General features: G+C 38.8%; 33 protein-coding genes. 1 reads left to right on the plus strand and 32 read right to left on the minus strand.

Annotated features, from left to right (window positions below; genetic code table 11):
* Positions 1-27: 27 nt before the first annotated feature.
* From ABT996_RS04490 to ABT996_RS04630, 29 genes are all read right to left on the minus strand, one after another.
* Positions 28-678 (minus strand): phage tail protein, encoded by a 651-nt coding sequence (locus tag ABT996_RS04490; protein WP_035447232.1) that lies wholly within the window; start codon positions 676-678, stop codon positions 28-30.
* Positions 678-1,061, minus strand: coding sequence for a hypothetical protein (locus tag ABT996_RS04495; protein WP_035447235.1), 384 nt, complete (start codon positions 1,059-1,061; stop codon positions 678-680). The genes ABT996_RS04490 and ABT996_RS04495 overlap by 1 nt, the downstream gene beginning before the upstream one ends.
* Positions 1,061-1,486: an HK97-gp10 family putative phage morphogenesis protein gene (locus tag ABT996_RS04500; protein WP_035447238.1), complete on the minus strand. Its 426-nt coding sequence runs from the start codon at positions 1,484-1,486 to the stop codon at positions 1,061-1,063. The genes ABT996_RS04495 and ABT996_RS04500 overlap by 1 nt, the downstream gene beginning before the upstream one ends.
* A complete protein-coding gene (locus ABT996_RS04505) occupies positions 1,479-1,835 on the minus strand; it encodes a phage head closure protein (protein WP_035447241.1) in 357 nt (118 codons plus the stop codon). The genes ABT996_RS04500 and ABT996_RS04505 overlap by 8 nt, the downstream gene beginning before the upstream one ends.
* Positions 1,810-2,127 carry a head-tail connector protein gene (locus ABT996_RS04510; protein WP_035447244.1) on the minus strand — a complete coding sequence of 106 codons (318 nt, stop codon included), beginning with the start codon at positions 2,125-2,127 and terminating at the stop codon, positions 1,810-1,812. Before ABT996_RS04510 ends, ABT996_RS04505 begins: the two co-directional genes overlap by 26 nt.
* Positions 2,128-2,133: 6 nt before the next feature.
* On the minus strand, positions 2,134-3,330 hold the full coding sequence (locus tag ABT996_RS04515) for a phage major capsid protein (protein ID WP_035447247.1): 1,197 nt from the start codon (positions 3,328-3,330) through the stop codon (positions 2,134-2,136).
* Positions 3,330-4,013: a head maturation protease, ClpP-related gene (locus ABT996_RS04520; protein WP_035447250.1), complete on the minus strand. Its 684-nt coding sequence runs from the start codon at positions 4,011-4,013 to the stop codon at positions 3,330-3,332. The genes ABT996_RS04515 and ABT996_RS04520 overlap by 1 nt, the downstream gene beginning before the upstream one ends.
* The gene (locus tag ABT996_RS04525) at positions 3,979-5,163 is read right to left on the minus strand and encodes a phage portal protein (protein ID WP_035447253.1); all 1,185 of its coding nucleotides are present in this window, start codon (positions 5,161-5,163) and stop codon (positions 3,979-3,981) included. Before ABT996_RS04525 ends, ABT996_RS04520 begins: the two co-directional genes overlap by 35 nt.
* A 1-nt stretch (position 5,164) precedes the next feature.
* Positions 5,165-5,350 (minus strand): DUF1056 family protein, encoded by a 186-nt coding sequence (locus ABT996_RS04530; protein ID WP_035447256.1) that lies wholly within the window; start codon positions 5,348-5,350, stop codon positions 5,165-5,167.
* The gene (locus ABT996_RS04535; protein ID WP_035447260.1) at positions 5,331-7,226 is read right to left on the minus strand and encodes a terminase large subunit; all 1,896 of its coding nucleotides are present in this window, start codon (positions 7,224-7,226) and stop codon (positions 5,331-5,333) included. Before ABT996_RS04535 ends, ABT996_RS04530 begins: the two co-directional genes overlap by 20 nt.
* Before the next feature lie 9 nt (positions 7,227-7,235).
* Positions 7,236-7,679 carry a phage terminase small subunit P27 family gene (locus tag ABT996_RS04540; RefSeq protein WP_035447263.1) on the minus strand — a complete coding sequence of 148 codons (444 nt, stop codon included), beginning with the start codon at positions 7,677-7,679 and terminating at the stop codon, positions 7,236-7,238.
* Positions 7,680-7,867: 188 nt separating this feature from the next.
* Positions 7,868-8,380 carry an HNH endonuclease gene (locus ABT996_RS04545; RefSeq protein ID WP_035447265.1) on the minus strand — a complete coding sequence of 171 codons (513 nt, stop codon included), beginning with the start codon at positions 8,378-8,380 and terminating at the stop codon, positions 7,868-7,870.
* A complete protein-coding gene (locus ABT996_RS04550; RefSeq protein WP_263851996.1) occupies positions 8,367-8,501 on the minus strand; it encodes a hypothetical protein in 135 nt (44 codons plus the stop codon). The genes ABT996_RS04545 and ABT996_RS04550 overlap by 14 nt, the downstream gene beginning before the upstream one ends.
* A gap of 55 nt (positions 8,502-8,556) precedes the next feature.
* The gene (locus ABT996_RS04555; protein WP_162531385.1) at positions 8,557-8,703 is read right to left on the minus strand and encodes a hypothetical protein; all 147 of its coding nucleotides are present in this window, start codon (positions 8,701-8,703) and stop codon (positions 8,557-8,559) included.
* Positions 8,704-8,826: 123 nt separating this feature from the next.
* Positions 8,827-9,396 carry a KwaA family protein gene (locus ABT996_RS04560; protein WP_035447268.1) on the minus strand — a complete coding sequence of 190 codons (570 nt, stop codon included), beginning with the start codon at positions 9,394-9,396 and terminating at the stop codon, positions 8,827-8,829.
* 5 nt (positions 9,397-9,401) lie between these two features.
* Positions 9,402-10,322 (minus strand): Kiwa anti-phage protein KwaB-like domain-containing protein, encoded by a 921-nt coding sequence (locus ABT996_RS04565; protein WP_035447270.1) that lies wholly within the window; start codon positions 10,320-10,322, stop codon positions 9,402-9,404.
* 469 nt (positions 10,323-10,791) lie between these two features.
* Entirely contained in the window at positions 10,792-11,139 is a 348-nt protein-coding gene (locus ABT996_RS04570) for a type II toxin-antitoxin system PemK/MazF family toxin (protein WP_052006322.1), read from the minus strand.
* A 64-nt stretch (positions 11,140-11,203) separates the two neighbouring features.
* A complete protein-coding gene (locus tag ABT996_RS04575; RefSeq protein WP_052006323.1) occupies positions 11,204-11,452 on the minus strand; it encodes an AbrB/MazE/SpoVT family DNA-binding domain-containing protein in 249 nt (82 codons plus the stop codon).
* A 145-nt stretch (positions 11,453-11,597) separates the two neighbouring features.
* Positions 11,598-12,062 carry an ArpU family phage packaging/lysis transcriptional regulator gene (locus tag ABT996_RS04580; protein ID WP_035447272.1) on the minus strand — a complete coding sequence of 155 codons (465 nt, stop codon included), beginning with the start codon at positions 12,060-12,062 and terminating at the stop codon, positions 11,598-11,600.
* A 323-nt stretch (positions 12,063-12,385) separates the two neighbouring features.
* The gene (locus tag ABT996_RS04585) at positions 12,386-12,580 is read right to left on the minus strand and encodes a DUF6877 family protein (protein ID WP_035447274.1); all 195 of its coding nucleotides are present in this window, start codon (positions 12,578-12,580) and stop codon (positions 12,386-12,388) included.
* A gap of 203 nt (positions 12,581-12,783) precedes the next feature.
* The gene (locus tag ABT996_RS04590; RefSeq protein ID WP_160279680.1) at positions 12,784-12,951 is read right to left on the minus strand and encodes a hypothetical protein; all 168 of its coding nucleotides are present in this window, start codon (positions 12,949-12,951) and stop codon (positions 12,784-12,786) included.
* Between the two features lie 278 nt (positions 12,952-13,229).
* Positions 13,230-13,961 (minus strand): hypothetical protein, encoded by a 732-nt coding sequence (locus tag ABT996_RS04595; protein ID WP_035447276.1) that lies wholly within the window; start codon positions 13,959-13,961, stop codon positions 13,230-13,232.
* 5 nt (positions 13,962-13,966) lie between these two features.
* Positions 13,967-14,386 (minus strand): hypothetical protein, encoded by a 420-nt coding sequence (locus ABT996_RS04600; RefSeq protein ID WP_035447278.1) that lies wholly within the window; start codon positions 14,384-14,386, stop codon positions 13,967-13,969.
* Positions 14,380-14,625 (minus strand): hypothetical protein, encoded by a 246-nt coding sequence (locus ABT996_RS04605; protein WP_035447280.1) that lies wholly within the window; start codon positions 14,623-14,625, stop codon positions 14,380-14,382. The genes ABT996_RS04600 and ABT996_RS04605 overlap by 7 nt, the downstream gene beginning before the upstream one ends.
* Positions 14,622-15,593, minus strand: a complete 972-nt coding sequence (locus tag ABT996_RS04610) for a phage replication protein O (RefSeq protein ID WP_052006324.1) — start codon at positions 15,591-15,593, stop codon at positions 14,622-14,624. The genes ABT996_RS04605 and ABT996_RS04610 overlap by 4 nt, the downstream gene beginning before the upstream one ends.
* Positions 15,594-15,610: 17 nt before the next feature.
* Entirely contained in the window at positions 15,611-15,802 is a 192-nt protein-coding gene (locus ABT996_RS04615) for a hypothetical protein (protein ID WP_035447283.1), read from the minus strand.
* Entirely contained in the window at positions 15,774-16,505 is a 732-nt protein-coding gene (locus tag ABT996_RS04620; RefSeq protein WP_035447285.1) for a putative HNHc nuclease, read from the minus strand. Before ABT996_RS04620 ends, ABT996_RS04615 begins: the two co-directional genes overlap by 29 nt.
* A complete protein-coding gene (locus tag ABT996_RS04625; RefSeq protein ID WP_035447287.1) occupies positions 16,477-16,662 on the minus strand; it encodes a hypothetical protein in 186 nt (61 codons plus the stop codon). The genes ABT996_RS04620 and ABT996_RS04625 overlap by 29 nt, the downstream gene beginning before the upstream one ends.
* Positions 16,662-16,868 carry a helix-turn-helix domain-containing protein gene (locus tag ABT996_RS04630; RefSeq protein ID WP_035447289.1) on the minus strand — a complete coding sequence of 69 codons (207 nt, stop codon included), beginning with the start codon at positions 16,866-16,868 and terminating at the stop codon, positions 16,662-16,664. Before ABT996_RS04630 ends, ABT996_RS04625 begins: the two co-directional genes overlap by 1 nt.
* 98 nt (positions 16,869-16,966) lie before the next feature.
* Between ABT996_RS04630 and ABT996_RS04635 the strand changes: the two genes are divergently transcribed.
* A complete protein-coding gene (locus ABT996_RS04635; protein WP_035447291.1) occupies positions 16,967-17,470 on the plus strand; it encodes a hypothetical protein in 504 nt (167 codons plus the stop codon).
* Here ABT996_RS04635 and ABT996_RS04640 read toward each other — a convergent pair.
* The 3 genes from ABT996_RS04640 to ABT996_RS04650 all read right to left on the minus strand — a co-directional run bounded on the left by ABT996_RS04640 (position 17,451) and on the right by ABT996_RS04650 (position 18,171).
* On the minus strand, positions 17,451-17,672 hold the full coding sequence (locus ABT996_RS04640; protein WP_035447293.1) for a hypothetical protein: 222 nt from the start codon (positions 17,670-17,672) through the stop codon (positions 17,451-17,453). The two genes, ABT996_RS04635 and ABT996_RS04640, sit on opposite strands and share 20 nt — an antisense overlap.
* 36 nt (positions 17,673-17,708) lie before the next feature.
* Positions 17,709-17,924 (minus strand): protein-tyrosine phosphatase family protein, encoded by a 216-nt coding sequence (locus ABT996_RS04645; protein WP_035447295.1) that lies wholly within the window; start codon positions 17,922-17,924, stop codon positions 17,709-17,711.
* Positions 17,925-18,000: 76 nt separating this feature from the next.
* A complete protein-coding gene (locus tag ABT996_RS04650) occupies positions 18,001-18,171 on the minus strand; it encodes a hypothetical protein (protein ID WP_161633757.1) in 171 nt (56 codons plus the stop codon).
* Positions 18,172-18,210 lie beyond the last annotated feature (39 nt).

The raw sequence follows: 18,210 nt of genomic DNA on the forward strand, positions 1-18,210 counted from the left end.
CATTTCTCGTCTCTGTCTTTGTATTTATTACTTGCTATGTTCTCCTGTTACTCCCGAAACTTCCGAAGCCGTGATCAATGTTTGACCTGGGAAAACCATATCAAACATTGCTTTTTTATCAAATTTCGGATCGTCTTCATAGAATACAGCGTATGGCTTATCGCCGAACTTATCATAGCTCAAAGCGGTATACGTCAAGCTGTCATCTGAACGTGTTTCAGCTGTACTTGTATTCGTTTGCACGTTGTGGCCCGTTTCGTTGAACACACCACGCCCAAAGCAGAAATACACTTTTTTACGCGTGATTGGAGACTGAGACACGATAATAAGTGGACATTCGACAGTGTCATCTGTATCAACGAAACCACCTTTGCCGTTAGATTTACGACCTAAAATCTTTTGCTTAACAAGATAATTGATCTCGTTTGCAGTCCATGCAACTGACGGGCTTGATGGTGGGTTGGAAACATCAACGACTTGATTATTACCGTCGATCTTTGTTGGTGTTGCTGCTAACCCCGTGATATTTGCGGTTTTTGAACCTAAATTACCAGTGTTTTTATCTGTGCCTACAAAGTAAACACCTTTCTCATCTAACCCTGTAGTTGCATCACAAACGACATTACCGTCGTTTCCCCGAATACCTGTATAGATACCCCATAAACCAATTGTGGCCATTATAATTCCTCCTCAGTATATTTAAATTTAAGTGTATTGATGATATTTTGACTGTCTGGTGTCATCACATGACCAGCATCAGAAAAACATCTGATTTGCTGATCAAAAAGCACTTGCTTGACACTTTTTTCGATCTCAGACATATCAAATTCATAGTTTGGTGGATAATAAAAAATCAGCTGAACTTGTCTTGTGATATTCAGCTCTTGGTCATTACCATAAGATCCCCCACCGTCAACGAGCTCGCTGATTACTAAAATCAAATCTTCTTTTGCGTTATCACTAGGATCAATCATAAACGTGTGCACGTGTTCCGAGCTTAAATTTGGAATGTCATCAATTCTTGACTCGAGCACACTTCTAACGTAAGCCGCTGGTGTCATCATCTCACCTTCTTATCCATTGCTTGCTTGATCGCATTAGTCATTACCATAGCTAAGACTGGCTTAGCTTCTTTGACTGACTCTTCCCAGAAATGTTTCCCGGGCACATGTGAATGCTGGACACCATTACGATCACGTACGTCCCAGCCATCATTTTGAAAGCGTCCGATATACCCCTTATGTCCCTTAGCTGTAAAGCCCACGGCAACAGAGCCATTCGGGTGTTGTTCAGTCACTAGACTATCGCGCAAGTGTACTGTTTTACCAGTAAATGCTTTTGTGCTGACTGGCACTTTAGGTTGCATGATCTTTTTAAAGGCTTCGGCGCCAACTTTATTAGCTAGCACACGTTCATCATGTCCGATGCCTTCAGCAAGACTATCTAAGATCCGTTCAAATTCTTCCGCATTTTTAACTTCACCCATGCTTTGTGACCTCCCTTACACACGTGATCAGATCAAAGCCATTAGGCGAGATACCATCATCGAATGAGATATTGTTGATCTTATAGATGATTCCATCTTTTCGGACCAGCATATCTCCCGTGATATCATCTCGATGGCGAATAAAAAATACTACAGCATTGCTAATCCCTAACCCAGCCAACGACAATGATTCAGTCATTCTAAGCGACCATTGACCAGCAAAAACTGAAAACTCTGGCTTGAATTCTTTGATCTTAGCACCAGTATTAGGATTGACCTTAGCGCCAGCTTCCATCTTTCCGAATTCTAGCCTGAAAGTCATTCTAGATGGATTGACTCGTTTCACCATCTTGAGTCACCTCCGCAAATTTGCCCCGCAGTTGTCCGATGATCGAATTTAGTGTTAGATTGACCGGATATAGTTGTGTACTTGATAAAGCAGTACGTTCAGTGTAGTAGCTTGAAGCTAAAGCAACAACAGCCACATCAAATAGATCATTATCAGCATAGAATTTTTCATCTGCACCAACTGCATTTTTGATATAGCTTTCTGCCGCTCTGATATAAGCATCTAAAAGCTCATCATCTAAATTTCCATCGATCCGTAGGCTTAGTTTGAGCCTTGCCTTATCTACACTCATGAGCTACTAAGCCTCGGCAGCGCCAGCTTTAAAGTTAGCCGGTTGGTCGGCAATCGTTGTGAATGATTTAGCCACCCAAGCATCGCTATCTGTTGATACAACATCAAAGCGATCAATCACACGAATCTTGTATAAGTCTTTTTCAAAGGCTCCAGCGCCAATGTTTGTTGCAAGTAAACTCATGTTTTCGCGGTCAAACAATGTAACAGCTTGCTTAAGATCGCCATAGTAAAGTGGGTGTGCACCACTTGTATCCGGTAACCAACGATCTGCCACTTCAATAATTCGCTTACCCTTTAGCAAGTATTGATCTGGTTGTTTTGGATCTGGCTGTAACAAGTAACGTCCCATTGCATCTTTGACTTGAGATAAGACGTTCAAACCTGAAGTATTAGTCATCAAAAATGACGTTGCTTTGATCGCTGGATCGACACCCGTATTGATCAACGTTACAATGTCGTCAAACTTAGTCAATGTTGTTTTCTTTGGCGCTTTGTCCATAACACTAATGATCGCTTTGTTTCGTGTCACAACCACCTTACGTGCAATCCAAGTTGATAACCACGCCAAAATGTTTTCGGCTGTGTCTTTGAGCAATGTATTTGTTACTGTTGTGATTCCGGCATAACGTTTGATCAAGTATTTGACAACCGTCAATTTAGGATCATCATTATCACTGATTGCTGCATCTTCAGTATCTAAGTTAGCTAACGGCGTGATATCAGCCCATTTTTCATATACTCGACTACCACTTGGTGTTGTTACCGATTCGTGGTTTACATATTGCTCAAGTGCATCGTATTGCCGAACTAGAGTATGGATCGCTGTTTGGATGTCCGCTGGGATCGTTAAACCAGCTTGATTGCCACTTTCATCGGTCGAAGATGTGACCACGTTCAATACTTTTGGATCGCCTTTGATCATCCCGATAAAATTGTTTACAAACTCATCTTTTAGGTTTTCTTCTTTAGGCGTCAATTTTTTATCAGGTGTCTGCATCACCTTGTTTGCCTTACGCTCGATCTCTAATTGATCTTTGATTGCGTCTCGGCGCAAAGCTTCATTATCACGTTTAACCTTTAAATCCTTAAATTTTGCTTCATCGAAACTATCATCCATAACGAGAGCACTTAATTTAGCATCCATATCAGATACTTTTTGACCTGATGCGATCCACGCATCGTTTAATTCATTGATATTCATTAATTAACACTATCCTTTCCAAGTAAAATTGCTAATTTATTGTTTTTTAGAGTGTTTTGGGGCTTATCCATCTCTTTTTCTTGTTGGATAAAATTAAGTAGTTTATTGACTGCTGTTTTGTTTGGAATGACTCCCAGTGAATTGAAGACAGCTGGGCTATCTGCATCCTCAAACATGATTTCATCGGCAAAACCTTTATCGACTGCATCTTTGGCATTCAACCAGGTCTCTTTACCCATCAAATCGATAATAGTATCCCGATCTAGTCCAGTTTTTGTGGCATATGCGGTCGCAATCGATTCATCAATACCTTTCAAAACATCAGATTCATGTGCTAAGTTATCCGCATTGCCTTGCGAATTGGTCCACGCTTTATGAATCATAATGTGTGCAGTCGGTGAGATACTGATATTATCACCAGCCATTGCGATCACACTTGCAGCTGATGCAGCTAAACCTACAATATTGACATTGACTTGCTTTTCTGAGCTCCGTAGCATCGTGTAAATCTCGGATGCGGCAAAGACATCTCCACCATTCGAAGCAATATCTAAAGAAACATCCCCATCATCAGATTTCAACGCTTCCGCGATTTTTGACGGTGTCACATTAGGCATTTGAAAATAGTCATACATCATGCCGGTCGAATCATCTACGATCGGCCCCTTGATCTGGATCTTCATTTTGTTGTTCACCCCCTTTCAATGACAAAAGCCAACTTTTTTCTGCATCTGGCAAAGTTTCAGGAAAATATCCCGTTTCTTGCAATAAAAATGTCGCTTGATTATGTGCAATAACACCGTTTTTAACTAAATTAGCTAGCGTACTTGCATAGCCGTCTTGCAAAGGATCTAATGCTGGACGTAGATTTACAGTCACAGTAGTACTTAGCTTATTGCTTAATTCTGATGTAACTGATTCCATGTAACGCGAAAGTGCGTTTGCATACATCCCTTTGATCTGATCGATTGATGATTGCTGGTCACCTTGACCGTTCAAATACGAGTTTGGAATGCCAAACACTTTAGCGATCTGTGTCCCGGTCCAATCAGATTGTGCTAACAACTTAGCAACGTCTGATTTTATTTCCAATGGTCTGTAATCTTCCAAATCATCGATTACAATCGGACCATTATTTGAAGCTTGAGCTTGACGCATAAATTCTTTTGAACGTGCTGCTTTTTGTTTCCAGTTCAAAAGTCCACCTTTTGACATTTTTAAAATGCCGGGGCTCACGATCGCCTGTTTGAGTGCTGTCAATGTCAATTTATTAGATGACTGCTTGATGTTGAACTCTTGTGTCAATGCCTTGAGCGGTGATATCCCAGTCATTCCACCTGTTTTGGACAGCAATCGAAAATGCAACATATCATTTTGGGGAATGTTGTTGATCACACCGATACTAGGTTCGTCAAAAGTTACGTTATACGTCAACCCTGTGCCATCATTTAGCAAAAACGCACTTACTTGTGACGGTCTCAGGTACTCCCAACGCACATCGATACCATTAACGTTGCGCCAACGATAAATAAAAGCTTCGCCACCAAGCAAAAGCTGAGCAAATACCGCTTGCCAAAATGAGTGCTTGTTTGTGGTCGCTGACGGCGCATCGATCATCTTTTGCCAACGTCTCTTTCCAGCCGTTAAGTAGGCCGTTGCTAGATCTCCTGATAACTGAAAAACAGCTGAATAAATATCAGAATTTTCCAGCGCTTCTTTTGCACTGATATATTGCCCGTCGCTATCACCTAAAAAGTTGACGATCGCAGGATCATCAAACGGAATGCTTGTTGCACCAACATCTAATGAATTTTTGATATTAAATATCGGCAATCTACTCACCTCCCTTCACATTTGCTAGTTCAGTGAGTACACCCAACACAATCAATGCGATCCCAAGGGCAAAAAAGCCGATCACCTTGCCTAATAAAAAAGCCCCATACACTAGCGAAATGATCCCTAATGTAAAGAGCAAAACGTCGATTACCGACCATAATAAATTAAAGAAATTCCTGATCATAGTAGTCATCACCTCCTAATCCTGAATCTTCATTATTGAACCAATCAAGAACTTGCTGTTCCGTCATGAGTTCAACTTGACGTGACTTATCATTAGCCATCCCAAAATCTTCAAAGTGATACATAGCCTGATACATCGCATCAATGATTGCATCGACCACGTCAATTTTTAGCGTTGCCTTCGACTTATCAACTTGAATACCGATCTTGTCTTCCGTCAATTGAGCATTCAATAACGCTTTTTCCATGATCTTGTCATCTAATCGAGTCACAGTTTGTTCAACAAATAGCTTTTGCAAGAATTTTGTTGGATCCTTTAACTCAGATGTTCGTTGTCTGATTGCTTCGAGTGGCCACCCTGAATTTAATTCAAGCTGCTTGATGACATTAGTAGCACCCCATGCATCGTATCCAAAAAATATTGGACTCAAGCCATGATCTTCAACGAATTCCATCAACCAGTGATACACCTGATCATCATTGATAAGTCCTTGTGGATGACTTGTGATCGTGCAAAAGCCCTTTTTAGCAAGTTCACGGTAATTGATACCATCCTGCTTTTCTTTAGCCTCGATCGAACCCGCTTTTTGCCACGGAATAAAACTGTGCTGTTCAACATGCCAATAAATTTTACTATTTTTTTCATATGGATAGACAAATGCAATCGCTGTATTATCGCTAAACATCGAATAGTCATAGCCAATATATACTTTGCGATCATTGATATTAAAATCGCTAATGATCGCATGCTCAATATCGGCTAATTTTAAGTAACTACTTGTCGATTCTTGAAGCCACAAATTCAGATTTTTGTTCTGAAAGTCCGAGATATTACCAGTCAACATGTCGCTGTCACGTTTATCAGTTAATCCCTGCATTAAAGTTTCTTTTTGTCCCGGCAGATATAAAAGCGGATTAGATTTAGGCCAAGTTTCTTCTTTGAATGTCTCTTCTAAGCTATCTTGAGCCCAAATCAATCCCAAATAAGAATCTGCGTCTCGGTTCCAGTCTTGTTCCATTGCCTGCTGAACCATCTTTTGGTCTTCATGAAATGGAACGCTTGGGTCTGGATAACTAGTCGAGATCTGAATAAACTGTCGGTTCGGAACTTTGACCTGCCCAGAAATGATCTTTGACGTTTTATCACGTGTCTTGACTTCACCGACCTCATCAACTATCGCTGTTGTAAAGTGAAACGAATCAAATTGTCCCGACTCAAACGAGATCGCACGCAAAATATTGTTAGTTTTGCGCTCAATGATCTGTTCTGATTGTGGTGACAAGCCAGTTTCTTCAGCCAGCTTTTTAAATGGCCCACTTGAAGCGACCTGTTTGATCATCGTACGAATGTAACCAAATAACTTACCTGTTTGCTTAAAGTTGATACTGGATACTAGATAGTCTTGATTGCCTAGCCCTATCGACTCGATAAGATATGAATAGCACATTAAGATCGCCATCAAATACGTTTTACCTTGGCCGCGTGAGACAGAGACGATCGCACGACTAAATCTCTTGCCACCTTCTTTATTACGCCAACCAAATAGCATGCAAAAAATAAATTTTTGCCATTCCATCAATTGAGTTGGCTCACCGGTATCAACATTCGGACAGATACTTGCAAATTTTAGAAGTTTTTCAGCTTCGTGAATATCATAAACATACTCAAAATCTGCTGTATTTTGACGCTGTAAATCTCGCAAATGCCTAAAACAGGCAAGTTTTATCAAATATCCAGTAACTATTTCTTCATCAAGGACTGAAAAACAGTATTTAGTACCTGGATCTGTATATTTTTCTTTGATTTTTGAAAAGTCAAGCTTACTATACTCACCTAAGACGTCATGTGACTGTGTTAGATCTATTTTTTTATTCATAGTTAGCTATCAACTCTTTCCAAAAAATTCTTTCAAACTTTCCATTGCTCCATCATTATCATCATCCAAGCGGATATTCATCAGATCTGCGCGTGATTGTGGCGTAAGTCCTAGTTCATTACCTAAAGATCTAAGTTTTGCAGTTGCACTATCAAGAATCTGAGTGGATGGATTACGCTTGAATCCCGTAAAATCTTTAGCAACTACATCCCCCGTCACTGGTGAGATAGTTGTTTTATAGATCGGTTTTGTAATGCCATTTTTTTGAATATCATCATATGCTTGACGCATCAACTGGTAATTAGTGCAAAAAGCTTCGACAACAGTTCGATCCATATCATTGACAACTGGGTCAGCCTTGATCAGCGGTACAAGTCTACGCCACATCGCAGCTGCAGTACCTTTTAGATATGATGGTGGCCGATCGGGAAGTTCTTTGCTCCGCTTAGACACGTAACCACCTCCTTGTCAAGACCCCCCTATAAAAAATTTTCCCAAATTGGTTTCCGACATAAGAAGACGCCATTGTGTGCGCTCTTCCATGCCCATTTTTGGGGCGGGGGGATAAAATAAATTCCTTTTCGATTAATTCATCATAAAATTTTAAAAGCCCTTAGAGACGTTTTTATGGCCTTTCAGGGCTATGCCTTTTTCATCTGTCGGACCACTTGATTGATATTATCTATTGGCTTTGCACCTGTGAGCTTGTTTCCTTGGCCTGTGCCATAGTATGCTTGTTCCCAGTCTGTCTTAGCTCTATGACAGCTATAACAGATAACAGCTAGATTATCTATATCGCTCTTATACTCTGGGAAAGCTTCCACTGGTCTGATATGATCGACCGTCTTAGCAGGTGTCACGATGTTGATAGCAGCACAATACTTGCACAGATAGTTATCACGTTCTAAGACATTGCGCCTTAGTCTTGCCCACTGACGCGAACGATAGAAGTTATATTGCTCTGACTTATGTTCTGAGCGATTGCGTGTTACAGTATTATACTTACGCTGATAATGCTGGTCTCTACTTCTAGCCCACTTCTGTCTACTTGCTAAATACTCAGCCTCATGTTCAAAGTGGCGCCTGCAGTAATGATTTGGGTACTCGACCATCGAATGACATTCCTGCTGTCTGCATCTTCTAACTCTTGGCATATGTCTTCACCTTCTTAACAGTCTTACTCGCACGTTTAGTCTTTAACTCTCTATTTAGTTTGCTGATTAATCTAGCTTCAGCATTACAACTTACTAAACCAGCTTGCTTGGTCCACTTCATTAGCTCAACTCCCTTTAATTGCAAAATAAAAGGGATGCAGCTACTAACTACATCCCTAACTACTTATACTTGCATTACCTAATACTTTTAATTCACCATCTGGATATACATCAAGATAATCCGATAAACCAATAATATTGTTTCTAACTATTAACTTACCATCAGATTCCTTAATCACTAGCATTACTTCGCCTGTAGCCATTGCCTTGCATACATCGTATTCATGTATAACATGCCCAAAAACTCCCTTACTTCCATATCGTTACAACGTCCTTTCTGCAAAATAAAAAGCCAGCTACTAGGCTGACTTTTTCAGTAATTACAACTAATTTACTTTGTTTTGTTTTCCAATATAGTATATATTAGTTGCCCCAACTTGCTTCGCACCAATATTTTCAAAAATTACTTCATCCTTTGGTATACGCGTAATCACTACATTATCATCAGAAAATGTATATATGTGATACCCCATAAGTATTAACAAAATATTATTATATATTGTGTTATTATTTATTACATATATCGCTTCTATCAGTAATAAAAAAAAATTCATCACAATTGAAGGTAAGGAAGTTGGATCTAAAGATAGAATAGGAACTATAAAAGTAACAAAAAAATTTAATACATCTGCGTCTTTTAAATCAGCACCGTTTATTTCTATCTTTTCTTTACTGTTAGTTTGATAACTTCTATTCAACATATATAGCCACCACAATAAAGGTGTGAGTGATAATATCGATATAACTATAAATATCCACCATAATACGGGGTTTTTATTCCACAAAATACTAATATTTTTGCTAGAAAAACTTTTCAAATTTGCCAAAAAAATCATCATAAAAATAGGTATATAAGCTGATATGTATATAGATAATTTGAAAATTTTTTCGAGCATTACCTCTACCTTCTTTCGTCAATCCCCTTAACTTTTCCTATTAGAGTCTCATAATAAGCATCTTGCATAAGACTAATATAGCTAGATGTTTGAGACTCATCCTTAAATTTCATTTTGTTGTTTTTAGTATCTATTTCAATATCTAAATTAAATTCATTAATGACTTTTTGTGTCTGTACCAAATCTTCTAGAAATAACGTAGCCGTATTTGCATTATCACCATCATTCAATTTTGCCAATCTCTTTACGTAATTTCCGTTTCCCATAGCTGATTTTCTCAGTTTATCAAAACTTTCAATTTTTGATAAATCTCCTACACGATCTAAAACCATCTTCGCTTGTACTAAAAACTTACTGTTTAAATCAAATACTCTTTCAAACGATAAATGTTGAAAAATATAAATATCTTTGTCATCCAAAACAAAATCTATCGTTTCATCAGTAGCCAATAATTTATTAGTGTCCGCTAGTTTTTTAAAACGTCCCTCTATAAACCTTCCTACAAAGCCTTTCTGAAATGTTTTAAAATTTTTGGATTTTCTAAAAAAGAATAATTCTTCATCAGAATCAGTAAAATAAACTTTATAAACAAAGAAATCAAAACCACAAGTATCAAAGCGGAACTTCTGGCTAGGATTCTTTAAAGACTCTTTCAGTAAATCTACGGCATTATATTCGGACACTTTGGCCATTTCTACGATATTATCATTACATCCAATTATATTATATGGTACAACCCTCATATCCTGATATGACCTTAACTCACTCTTTATAATATCTAATAAGTTTTTTTCAAATTCCATTGTAATTTCAGGATTAGCCACGCTAAAGCTACGTCTCTTTTTGCTATTAACTTTATGTACTAAAAATAAATTAACCCTAGGTTCTTTCTCATCAAGAAGATCCAGCATATTTTCTAATTTCATTGTTACATCCCCCAATAAATATTATTCCCTAATGTGATAATACAACTAAAAAAGAGAGTTTTTCAACTCTCAAGTCAGGAAATAATTTTATTGTGGATTGCTATATAAAATAGCAATGATCTAGGTTGGACTTGCACCAACACATTATCACTTGATAGACCATTTTGCTCGCTTCGGTCAGTTGCGAGCTAGACTTATCGCGCCCACACGCTTAGATTTGTTTAACGACGTTCTAGCCGTCAAGTTACTTGAAATAGAATATTTGATAAATAACTATGTCACATCCCATTTCTAGGACACTATCATAGTAGCATGATGTAGGTCCCGTTTGTGTATACACTTTGTACAATCTATGTCCGATTTTTCAAACCTTTTCTGTTTACAGCAACAAAAAAAGACGATATACTAGAGACAATCAATCTTGTATATCGTCCTAAGCTATTAGCCCTATTGCCCGCTGATAGCTTTTTTATTTATATCCAAGAATTGCTTGGATTCGATAGTCTACTTCTTCAGGGATCTCTACTTTTTCAAGTAACCTATAATTCCTGTGCAAGACATCCATTGTCGTCAACTGATCACACAATAATGTGCCCTTAGTTACTGAACTCGGATATACCGAAGCCCAATCGATTGCTAACGGATATTCTCGCTTCGACGAAGTAAACGGCACGGCCCAAACAAATGGGCTGACCTCATTCAACAGCCTTTCACTGACTACTAGCCAAGGCCGCTTGCCTTTTTGCTCGTTGCTTTCGTAAGGTTTTGGATCATTGGAGACTAAAATAATGTCTCCACGTTCTAAGGGATCATTCATAAATCCACCGTCCTAATTAAAATTTTCGTGTTATAACGCTACTTCATTCACTCGCACGAATATCTTAATAAAGCTCTTCTCCTACAGCTCCACCCTTATCAACGATCTCAAAAGGATAGTCAGATCTAGTTCCGCTATAATTCTTGAATAACTTATCTAACGCCTTATCTTCCTTGACCTCAGGCGTTAAAACTAATTTTTTATCTTCTACTTTGACATTGAACGCTTCATAATTTTCTCCGAGTTCTGCCAACAAATTTTTTGGTAGGCGAATAGCTTTTGAGTTTCCCCACTGTCTTAAACTTATTATCATGCTAACACCTCCATCAAATCACCGAGAGCTGACATATGCATTTACCTCCTAAAGTGTACACAGTAACTAACTGTTACACATCTAGTATACACTATGTATATACCAAAAAACAATAAAAAAAGCCCGAAAAAATCGAGCTTCAATATCATTTATAAACATGTAGGTCTTTCCACCACAAACAACAAGTCTCAAACGCATCAGCAAACTCATTCTCTGCTTTACGTTTCTTTTGCTGATAACGCGATCGCTCGCACCCGAGCGCGTCACACATACTCCATGCGTCTTTATTTTCTGCATACACACCAATCAGAATCCGTCTGCTTTCTTCGCTGATCACATCAATAGCCTTACCAACGCTCGCTAGTGTCTGTTGCGCATAGATACGCTTGGCCATTTTTTCTTCTGCTCGGTTTCCAAAGGAAGGCGATCGTGGCTCATCTGACATCACTGGTGATTTTATGTAACTACCGCTTACACCAGCCCATCTGATCAATTTTGGATAATCTTGCTTGAAGAACTTGCGCACTTTTGCAGCTGTCTCGATCGTATCGACTTCCATTCTGTCAAATTGTAGTTGAAATTCTTGTGCCTTTTTTAAATCAAGTTCCATTAGACCGCTCTCCCTTATGTTATAATTAGTTGTTGAATTTTATTGGGAAAGCGTGGTGTCTGCTCACTGCGCTTTTTATTTGTCCTACTCCTTGTTTAAAAGAAGTTCTGCGATAAAGCATAACCATTTAGTGATGACCCACATAAACAAAATAATCGTCATAAGTAACGTAAAAAAGGCAAAGTTCCAATCGCCTAGGTAAAAATTCCTAAAATCTTCTTCAATTCTCTTCTCCTGTCTTTAGTCTTGATATGAGCTCAAGGCCCAACCAATAAATACACCGATCGCAAGCGTAGCGCCTGCGATAACGATTGTTAATGCCGTCATTCACTCATCTCCAAAACAAACTTTTTGACATTCTCCAGATACCGTACTTGCTGCCATAAGTATGGATCATTATCATCACTTGAGTTACCAGATAAATAAAAATCTCCCACACGCATACGTACATCATTGATCACAGCGATCGGATAGCGGTATGTAGCTAACAACTCTACCAACTTTTCTTTTGCACTCATTTAGTCTCATCTCCTAAATAAAATTTAATTGCATCCCTTCAAGCAGTTCAACACGCTCCTCGATGCTGATATTTCGCTTACTTGCCCTTGTTAATGATTTAAAATTTTTGCCATCAAAAACGATCACTCTCCTTCATGCGCAAATGCTAATAGCGACATCAGTGCAACAAACATCCCTAAAAACAAATACTTGACTACTACGATCATTTCTTACCTCCAATTCCTTTCCGCTCAGCGAGCTTGATTGCTTGCTTAAGTCCATCGTTCCACCCACGCTGATATTCACGACGTGCGATCTCTTTTTCTCGAATATCGACTAACTCTAACAAGTGATCCTTAAAGTCATCTGTCATCTTGCTCACATTGTCCAATTTTTAGCGCCTCCCGTTTTTTTAGTTACTTACCTAGGTAAATACCCCGCAGACGGATTCGAACCGCCCTGCGCTACAATATGCGGGGTTTATTTGAGTTCTAGTTTTACGATCCTATATGTGAGTATCTGATCAATCAACTTTAGACTCTCTGCAAGCGTTAAGAGTGAACTACGATCAGTCAAACCGTGTTAGTTCAACCAGTTAGCCCCGCTTGCTGAAACTAGCTGGTAATGTCCCTTGAAACTTGTTCAGCTGTCAAGGGATGTATAAATAGACTACGCGATCACATGCATGTCAAAATCTAAGCTTTCCAACTTGGTTTCTAAGTAAGCCTTGATAGCTTGCTTAGCTTCAATACCCCACATACCGCCATCGGCTTCAAACAATGCCGCTTGCATCCCTTCTCGCATTCTGAAAACAAACTTGCTTTCTGGTTGCTTGACTTCTAGGAAGGTACGATATGGCTGCAATGTAACTGGGTTTGGCACTCGTACATTATCAACACTAGCTACTCCTGTTTGAACTTGAACGCTTTGGCTAACACCATCGTCACTTGCTTGATTTACATGCGACTCTTTCAGGTTTCCGATCACTTGTAACAAAATGTCTTTATCGGTATCGTCATTTTCAACAAATGCAGCTTGTAAAGCAATCACTAACTCAGACTGACCATACCAACGTCCATAGCTAAAATTAGGTACATCGGCCTGTGCTACTGCATAGGTTGGTCGCTCACCTTGTTTATCTAGTTCGCCTACTAAATAAACTTTAGTCGGTGAAGCAACGACTAACATCATCTCGTTTGTCCCTTCACGTTCAATAAAATCGATCATACCCGTCAATGTGCTCAATTCAATTGCATTTCTTGGAAAAGATGGATCACACAGCAACGACAAACCATCTTCTGTCACCGCATATTTATAACCATCGATCTCAACTACTTTTTGTTCGTACGCCTTTCGTGTCAAGTCAACTACTTGGTCAATTGCATTACCTAAATCATTCATCTTTTTTATCCTCGCTTCCGTTTTTGTAGATCGATCACTTTATTTTCAACTTCTTCAACTGGTACGCCAGTGTCTGTCTTTAGTGTGCTGTCTTGCGGGTCAAAATACGTTTGTCCTTCGGCGCCAGATCTCAACTCATTTGCATGTACCCGCCCATCAGCATCTTTTCCGATCAAGACTGTCGTTGGCACAGCCATTTCTGGTTGCAGTTTCGTTTTTACTTGCACGTTAGTTTCCATTTGCCGAAGATCTTTTGACGGTTGCAACGTGATTTTGATGTCGATTTCCCGTTTTTTCGTTTGATCAGTGTTAGGATTTAAGATGTTTTCGATCGCTTCTTCAAAAGCTCGACTCATCTTCTCATAAACTCCACCTTCGGCTAAATTTTTCAGATCAAGATTGATCGTTTGTTTTTTCTTCACCATTTGCGTTTCCAGCCTTTCTTTTGTCGAATATTAAACTTTCGAACAAGTTCAAAATTTTTAGTTTCTTTCGGTGTCACCATCATTTCACTTCGATCATCTTTGTTTAATAACACAGCAAAACCCGGTCTGATGATCTCTACCTCGTATTTTGTATTTCCTTGTCGTAATTCGTCACATTCACGCAAGGAATGCCCGTATTTATCACGAAGGATATCCTTTTCTTCTAGCTTATTTCTCATGTACTTTTAGCTCCTTTATCTGGATCAGTTTCTTCAAGTTCTGCAAGCAACTTATCGGCCTCGGCATGTAGTTTTTTTAGTTTTTCAGGATCTATTTTCTCAGGCTCTTTCTTCACTTCGTCCGTTACCCAATCTGGCAAAGTCTCTTTAACAATGACGCGCTTACCTTTATTTCCTTCTCCCATCTGCATTTCCAATCGATCAAATTGTTTTCTTAACTTGTCAGCGGACAAAATGTTACTTCGCCAAAAATCATCTTGTGTCGCATAGATGATCACCTTACCGATCGTCTTCCATATACGTCCATCACGTTCATTCATCAAACGGAAGGTATCAGCCCACTTCTGTAGATCAGGCTTCTTAAAGTCTGGCTTGTTCTTCAGGATTTCATCTTGTAACTTCACTGCACATCTATATGGCTTAGAATCAGGATCATATTGACGCTTTTTCTTTTGATTTTTAGGGGGGACGTCTGAACTGCTTGCCAGTTCGGACAATAATCTTTTCTTACTGTTAGTATTATTGTTATTAGTATTATTACTATTAGTATTATTAGTAGTGGGTTTTCCGTCGGCGGATAAACCGTCGGCGGTTTTCCCGTTGACGGAAAAGCCGTCCACGGTAGAAACGCCTTTATCTTGGGCTTTTTCCAAACTTTTAACAATTTTTCGACCCGGATAAGGATTCAAGTACCACTTGCCTAATGACATCCGCCCGTTTTTGTCTCTTGTCTGTTCGATCACTAGATAACCAAACTCGATCAAATGGTTCTTAGCTGTTCTAAACGCATCACGTCCATCAGCAGCATGTTTGATGATCTCATTTTCATAGAACTGCCATTCATCAGATTGGCGCCATAGATAAGCAAACAGCCCTTTGTCTGCCCATTTCAAGCGTTCATCGTCAAGGACCTCGTTCGGAACTTGAGTGAACCCAAATTGGTTCAATTTGTGCAATGCTTGCTTCATCTCGATAACTTCCTTTTCTAACGATATACTCTGTGTGAGTTGATCCACCATTTGTGGTCAAGTGAACCTGAAATTTTCTTGGCTTTGACGTCATCTTCAGTCTGAAAGAAAAAGATTCTATTGACGTCTCTGAATAAAAATAGTCGATACTCTCCATCTTTCTCATACCACCGCTTTTTCTTAAGTTGGCTGATCGCCGTTACTTTCATTTCTCAATGCCTCCTGCTTGTATAACTCATCGAATTGATCACACTGTTTTTGACTCATCAGACCGATCTCAATAACTTGCTCAGTGTCTAGTAAGATTCCATGAAAATGATACTTGTTGTAGAACTGGACAGCGCCAACGTTGTGAAATTCGGCGTGATGCCTTGCACAGAGACACTCTAACCTGTGTCCACGATGATCAATATGGTGCCGGTCATTTCCGATCCCAACTGTGTCTTCATGATTGATCTGCAAGTTTTGCTTACTATGACACACGGTGCAGTATCTGTATTTCAGACACCACCAAACCTGTCGATCTACATCGACTGTTTGCCACACAAGTTTATCTGTGGGTGCTATTCCTTCTCTTAGACACGTTTCAATGAGATACTCGATAAATTGTCCAGCGATCTCTTTTGAAACGTCTGAGAGCGAAAATAAGGGTGTCTCTGTATCTTCGCAAAAACTTTGCTTTAGATCTTTTTTCAATATTGCTTTTTCATAGCTCGTCTCGTAACCTGTAACATCGCCCAGGTCACCGATCAGTGCATGGATATATTTGCGTTGGCGCTTGCTGATGCTTGGTTCTAACTCAAATAAACGAATGCCTTTGCGTAACTCTTTTGAAAGAGCTGCTACATCGCTAACTTTGAATGTTGCTAGATCACCAGCAAGCTTAACGAACTCTATTTTGTTGTTCTTCATCTGCTTTCAACTCCAGCTGAAGATAATTCTTCAAAAAGTTGCGCTTATCTAACTCATCCACTCGACTTAAAAGAAAATTAATATAGTGGATCCGATCACTGCGACACTTGCAATAATTGCCTAAAACAAGCAACACATCCTTCTTCCATGACTCCATCAATATTTATCCTTTCTGAAGTAATCCAAGCTAACATCTAGCGCATCTGCGATTTTGCACATCAATTCAAAACTGGGCTTCTTGATCTTTCCATCTCGCAGATAATACATAGTCCGATTATTTTTCGATAACCCCATTTTTGTAGCCAATTGATTGATACTCATCTTATTTTCCTTTAACAGCTTGTCTACTTTTTGCCATAACATTTCTGATATACTCCTTCGTATATTGTCTATATATTGACAATGTTAGTTTGCTTTGATATACCTTAGCTGTGATACCATTACAGAAAGGATTGACCTAAATGAATTTAACTAAGGCAAATTATCTCGAGTACGTGTTGTACCTTTTCAAAAGTTACGCCTCAAGAAAGAGCGAGAAAGAATTCCCAACATATCGTGTTGTATGGAAAAATAACGATGATATGTTCCTAGGTAACTCCTTATCTTGGGATGCAGAATACCAAACACTTGTACAAACTAAATTTGACACTGATTTCGAACCGCATTTATCACCTATCTTTGTTTCTGGAAGTAACAAAGATAACTTCCCAACCAATGTCAGATCTGCTTGGGTAAAAAAATACGATGCCCCATATAACAATTTTGTAAAACTTTACTCAACTCCCGCAGAATTATTGATTGAAGCTGTTAACTTTGTTAATTCCTTGAACTTTGATGATTCGCCTTTACAGCCTTACTTTAAAGACTTCGAATCTCTAACAACTGGTGTTAAACTACCATTCCTTCTTGTTTCCCAAGATATCGATCTAACTCCAGTAAGTCTTGTCAAAGTTGAAGAAAATTAGACTCATATTCAAGTAAATTGTGGGCATATTGAAGACTTGCGTACGCCTCGTTGTGCGTTAAGTCTTCTTTTTTCATTAACTCAATCAATTTCTTACTGATCTTTAAGTCATCTTGACTGACAAAATCAGATAACTGCTCTTCATTTTTAAATTGTTTTAGGTAACTGCGACGTGCTACTTCAAGCTTATCTACGGACTTCATACTTAATATCCTCTCTTGTTTTTGTTTGTGTTAAACCTACTGCAGTTTCATAAAGTTGGACTCGTATTTGATCAATTCGTAGGCATGTTGAAGTGATGCATACGCTTGGTCATACGTTAAGTCTTCTTTTTTCATTAACTCAACTAACTTTGTACCAACTTCTTTACACTTGGGGCTAAACAATGTTGCTACTTGATTGTCATCTTTAAATTTTTTCCAATAGTGATCTCGCAATGTTTCTTCTTTATTCATGGATACTCCGCTCCTTTTTGTGTTATACTTTAGCTGAATTTGTTTTTACTTGGATCGCACTGCAATGCGACTCTTTTTATGGCTTGAAAAAGTCATTATCATTTTTTACCCATGGCTCGTCATCGAACCAACTCAAAATCATGACAATCATTGAGATAATCATGAGCCAGCAAGTTACCACGCTAGACCATGCTCCAATTGCAATACCTGCTAGCAATACAATCACGTACAAACCTAAGTTATCCATTTATCTTCACTCCTTTTCTGTTATAATTAAGGTATCTAT

The sequence above is a fragment of the Ligilactobacillus sp. RTP31139st1_D10_RTP31139_211217 genome (assembly GCF_040226755.1).
Taxonomy (GTDB): domain Bacteria; phylum Bacillota; class Bacilli; order Lactobacillales; family Lactobacillaceae; genus Ligilactobacillus; species Ligilactobacillus animalis.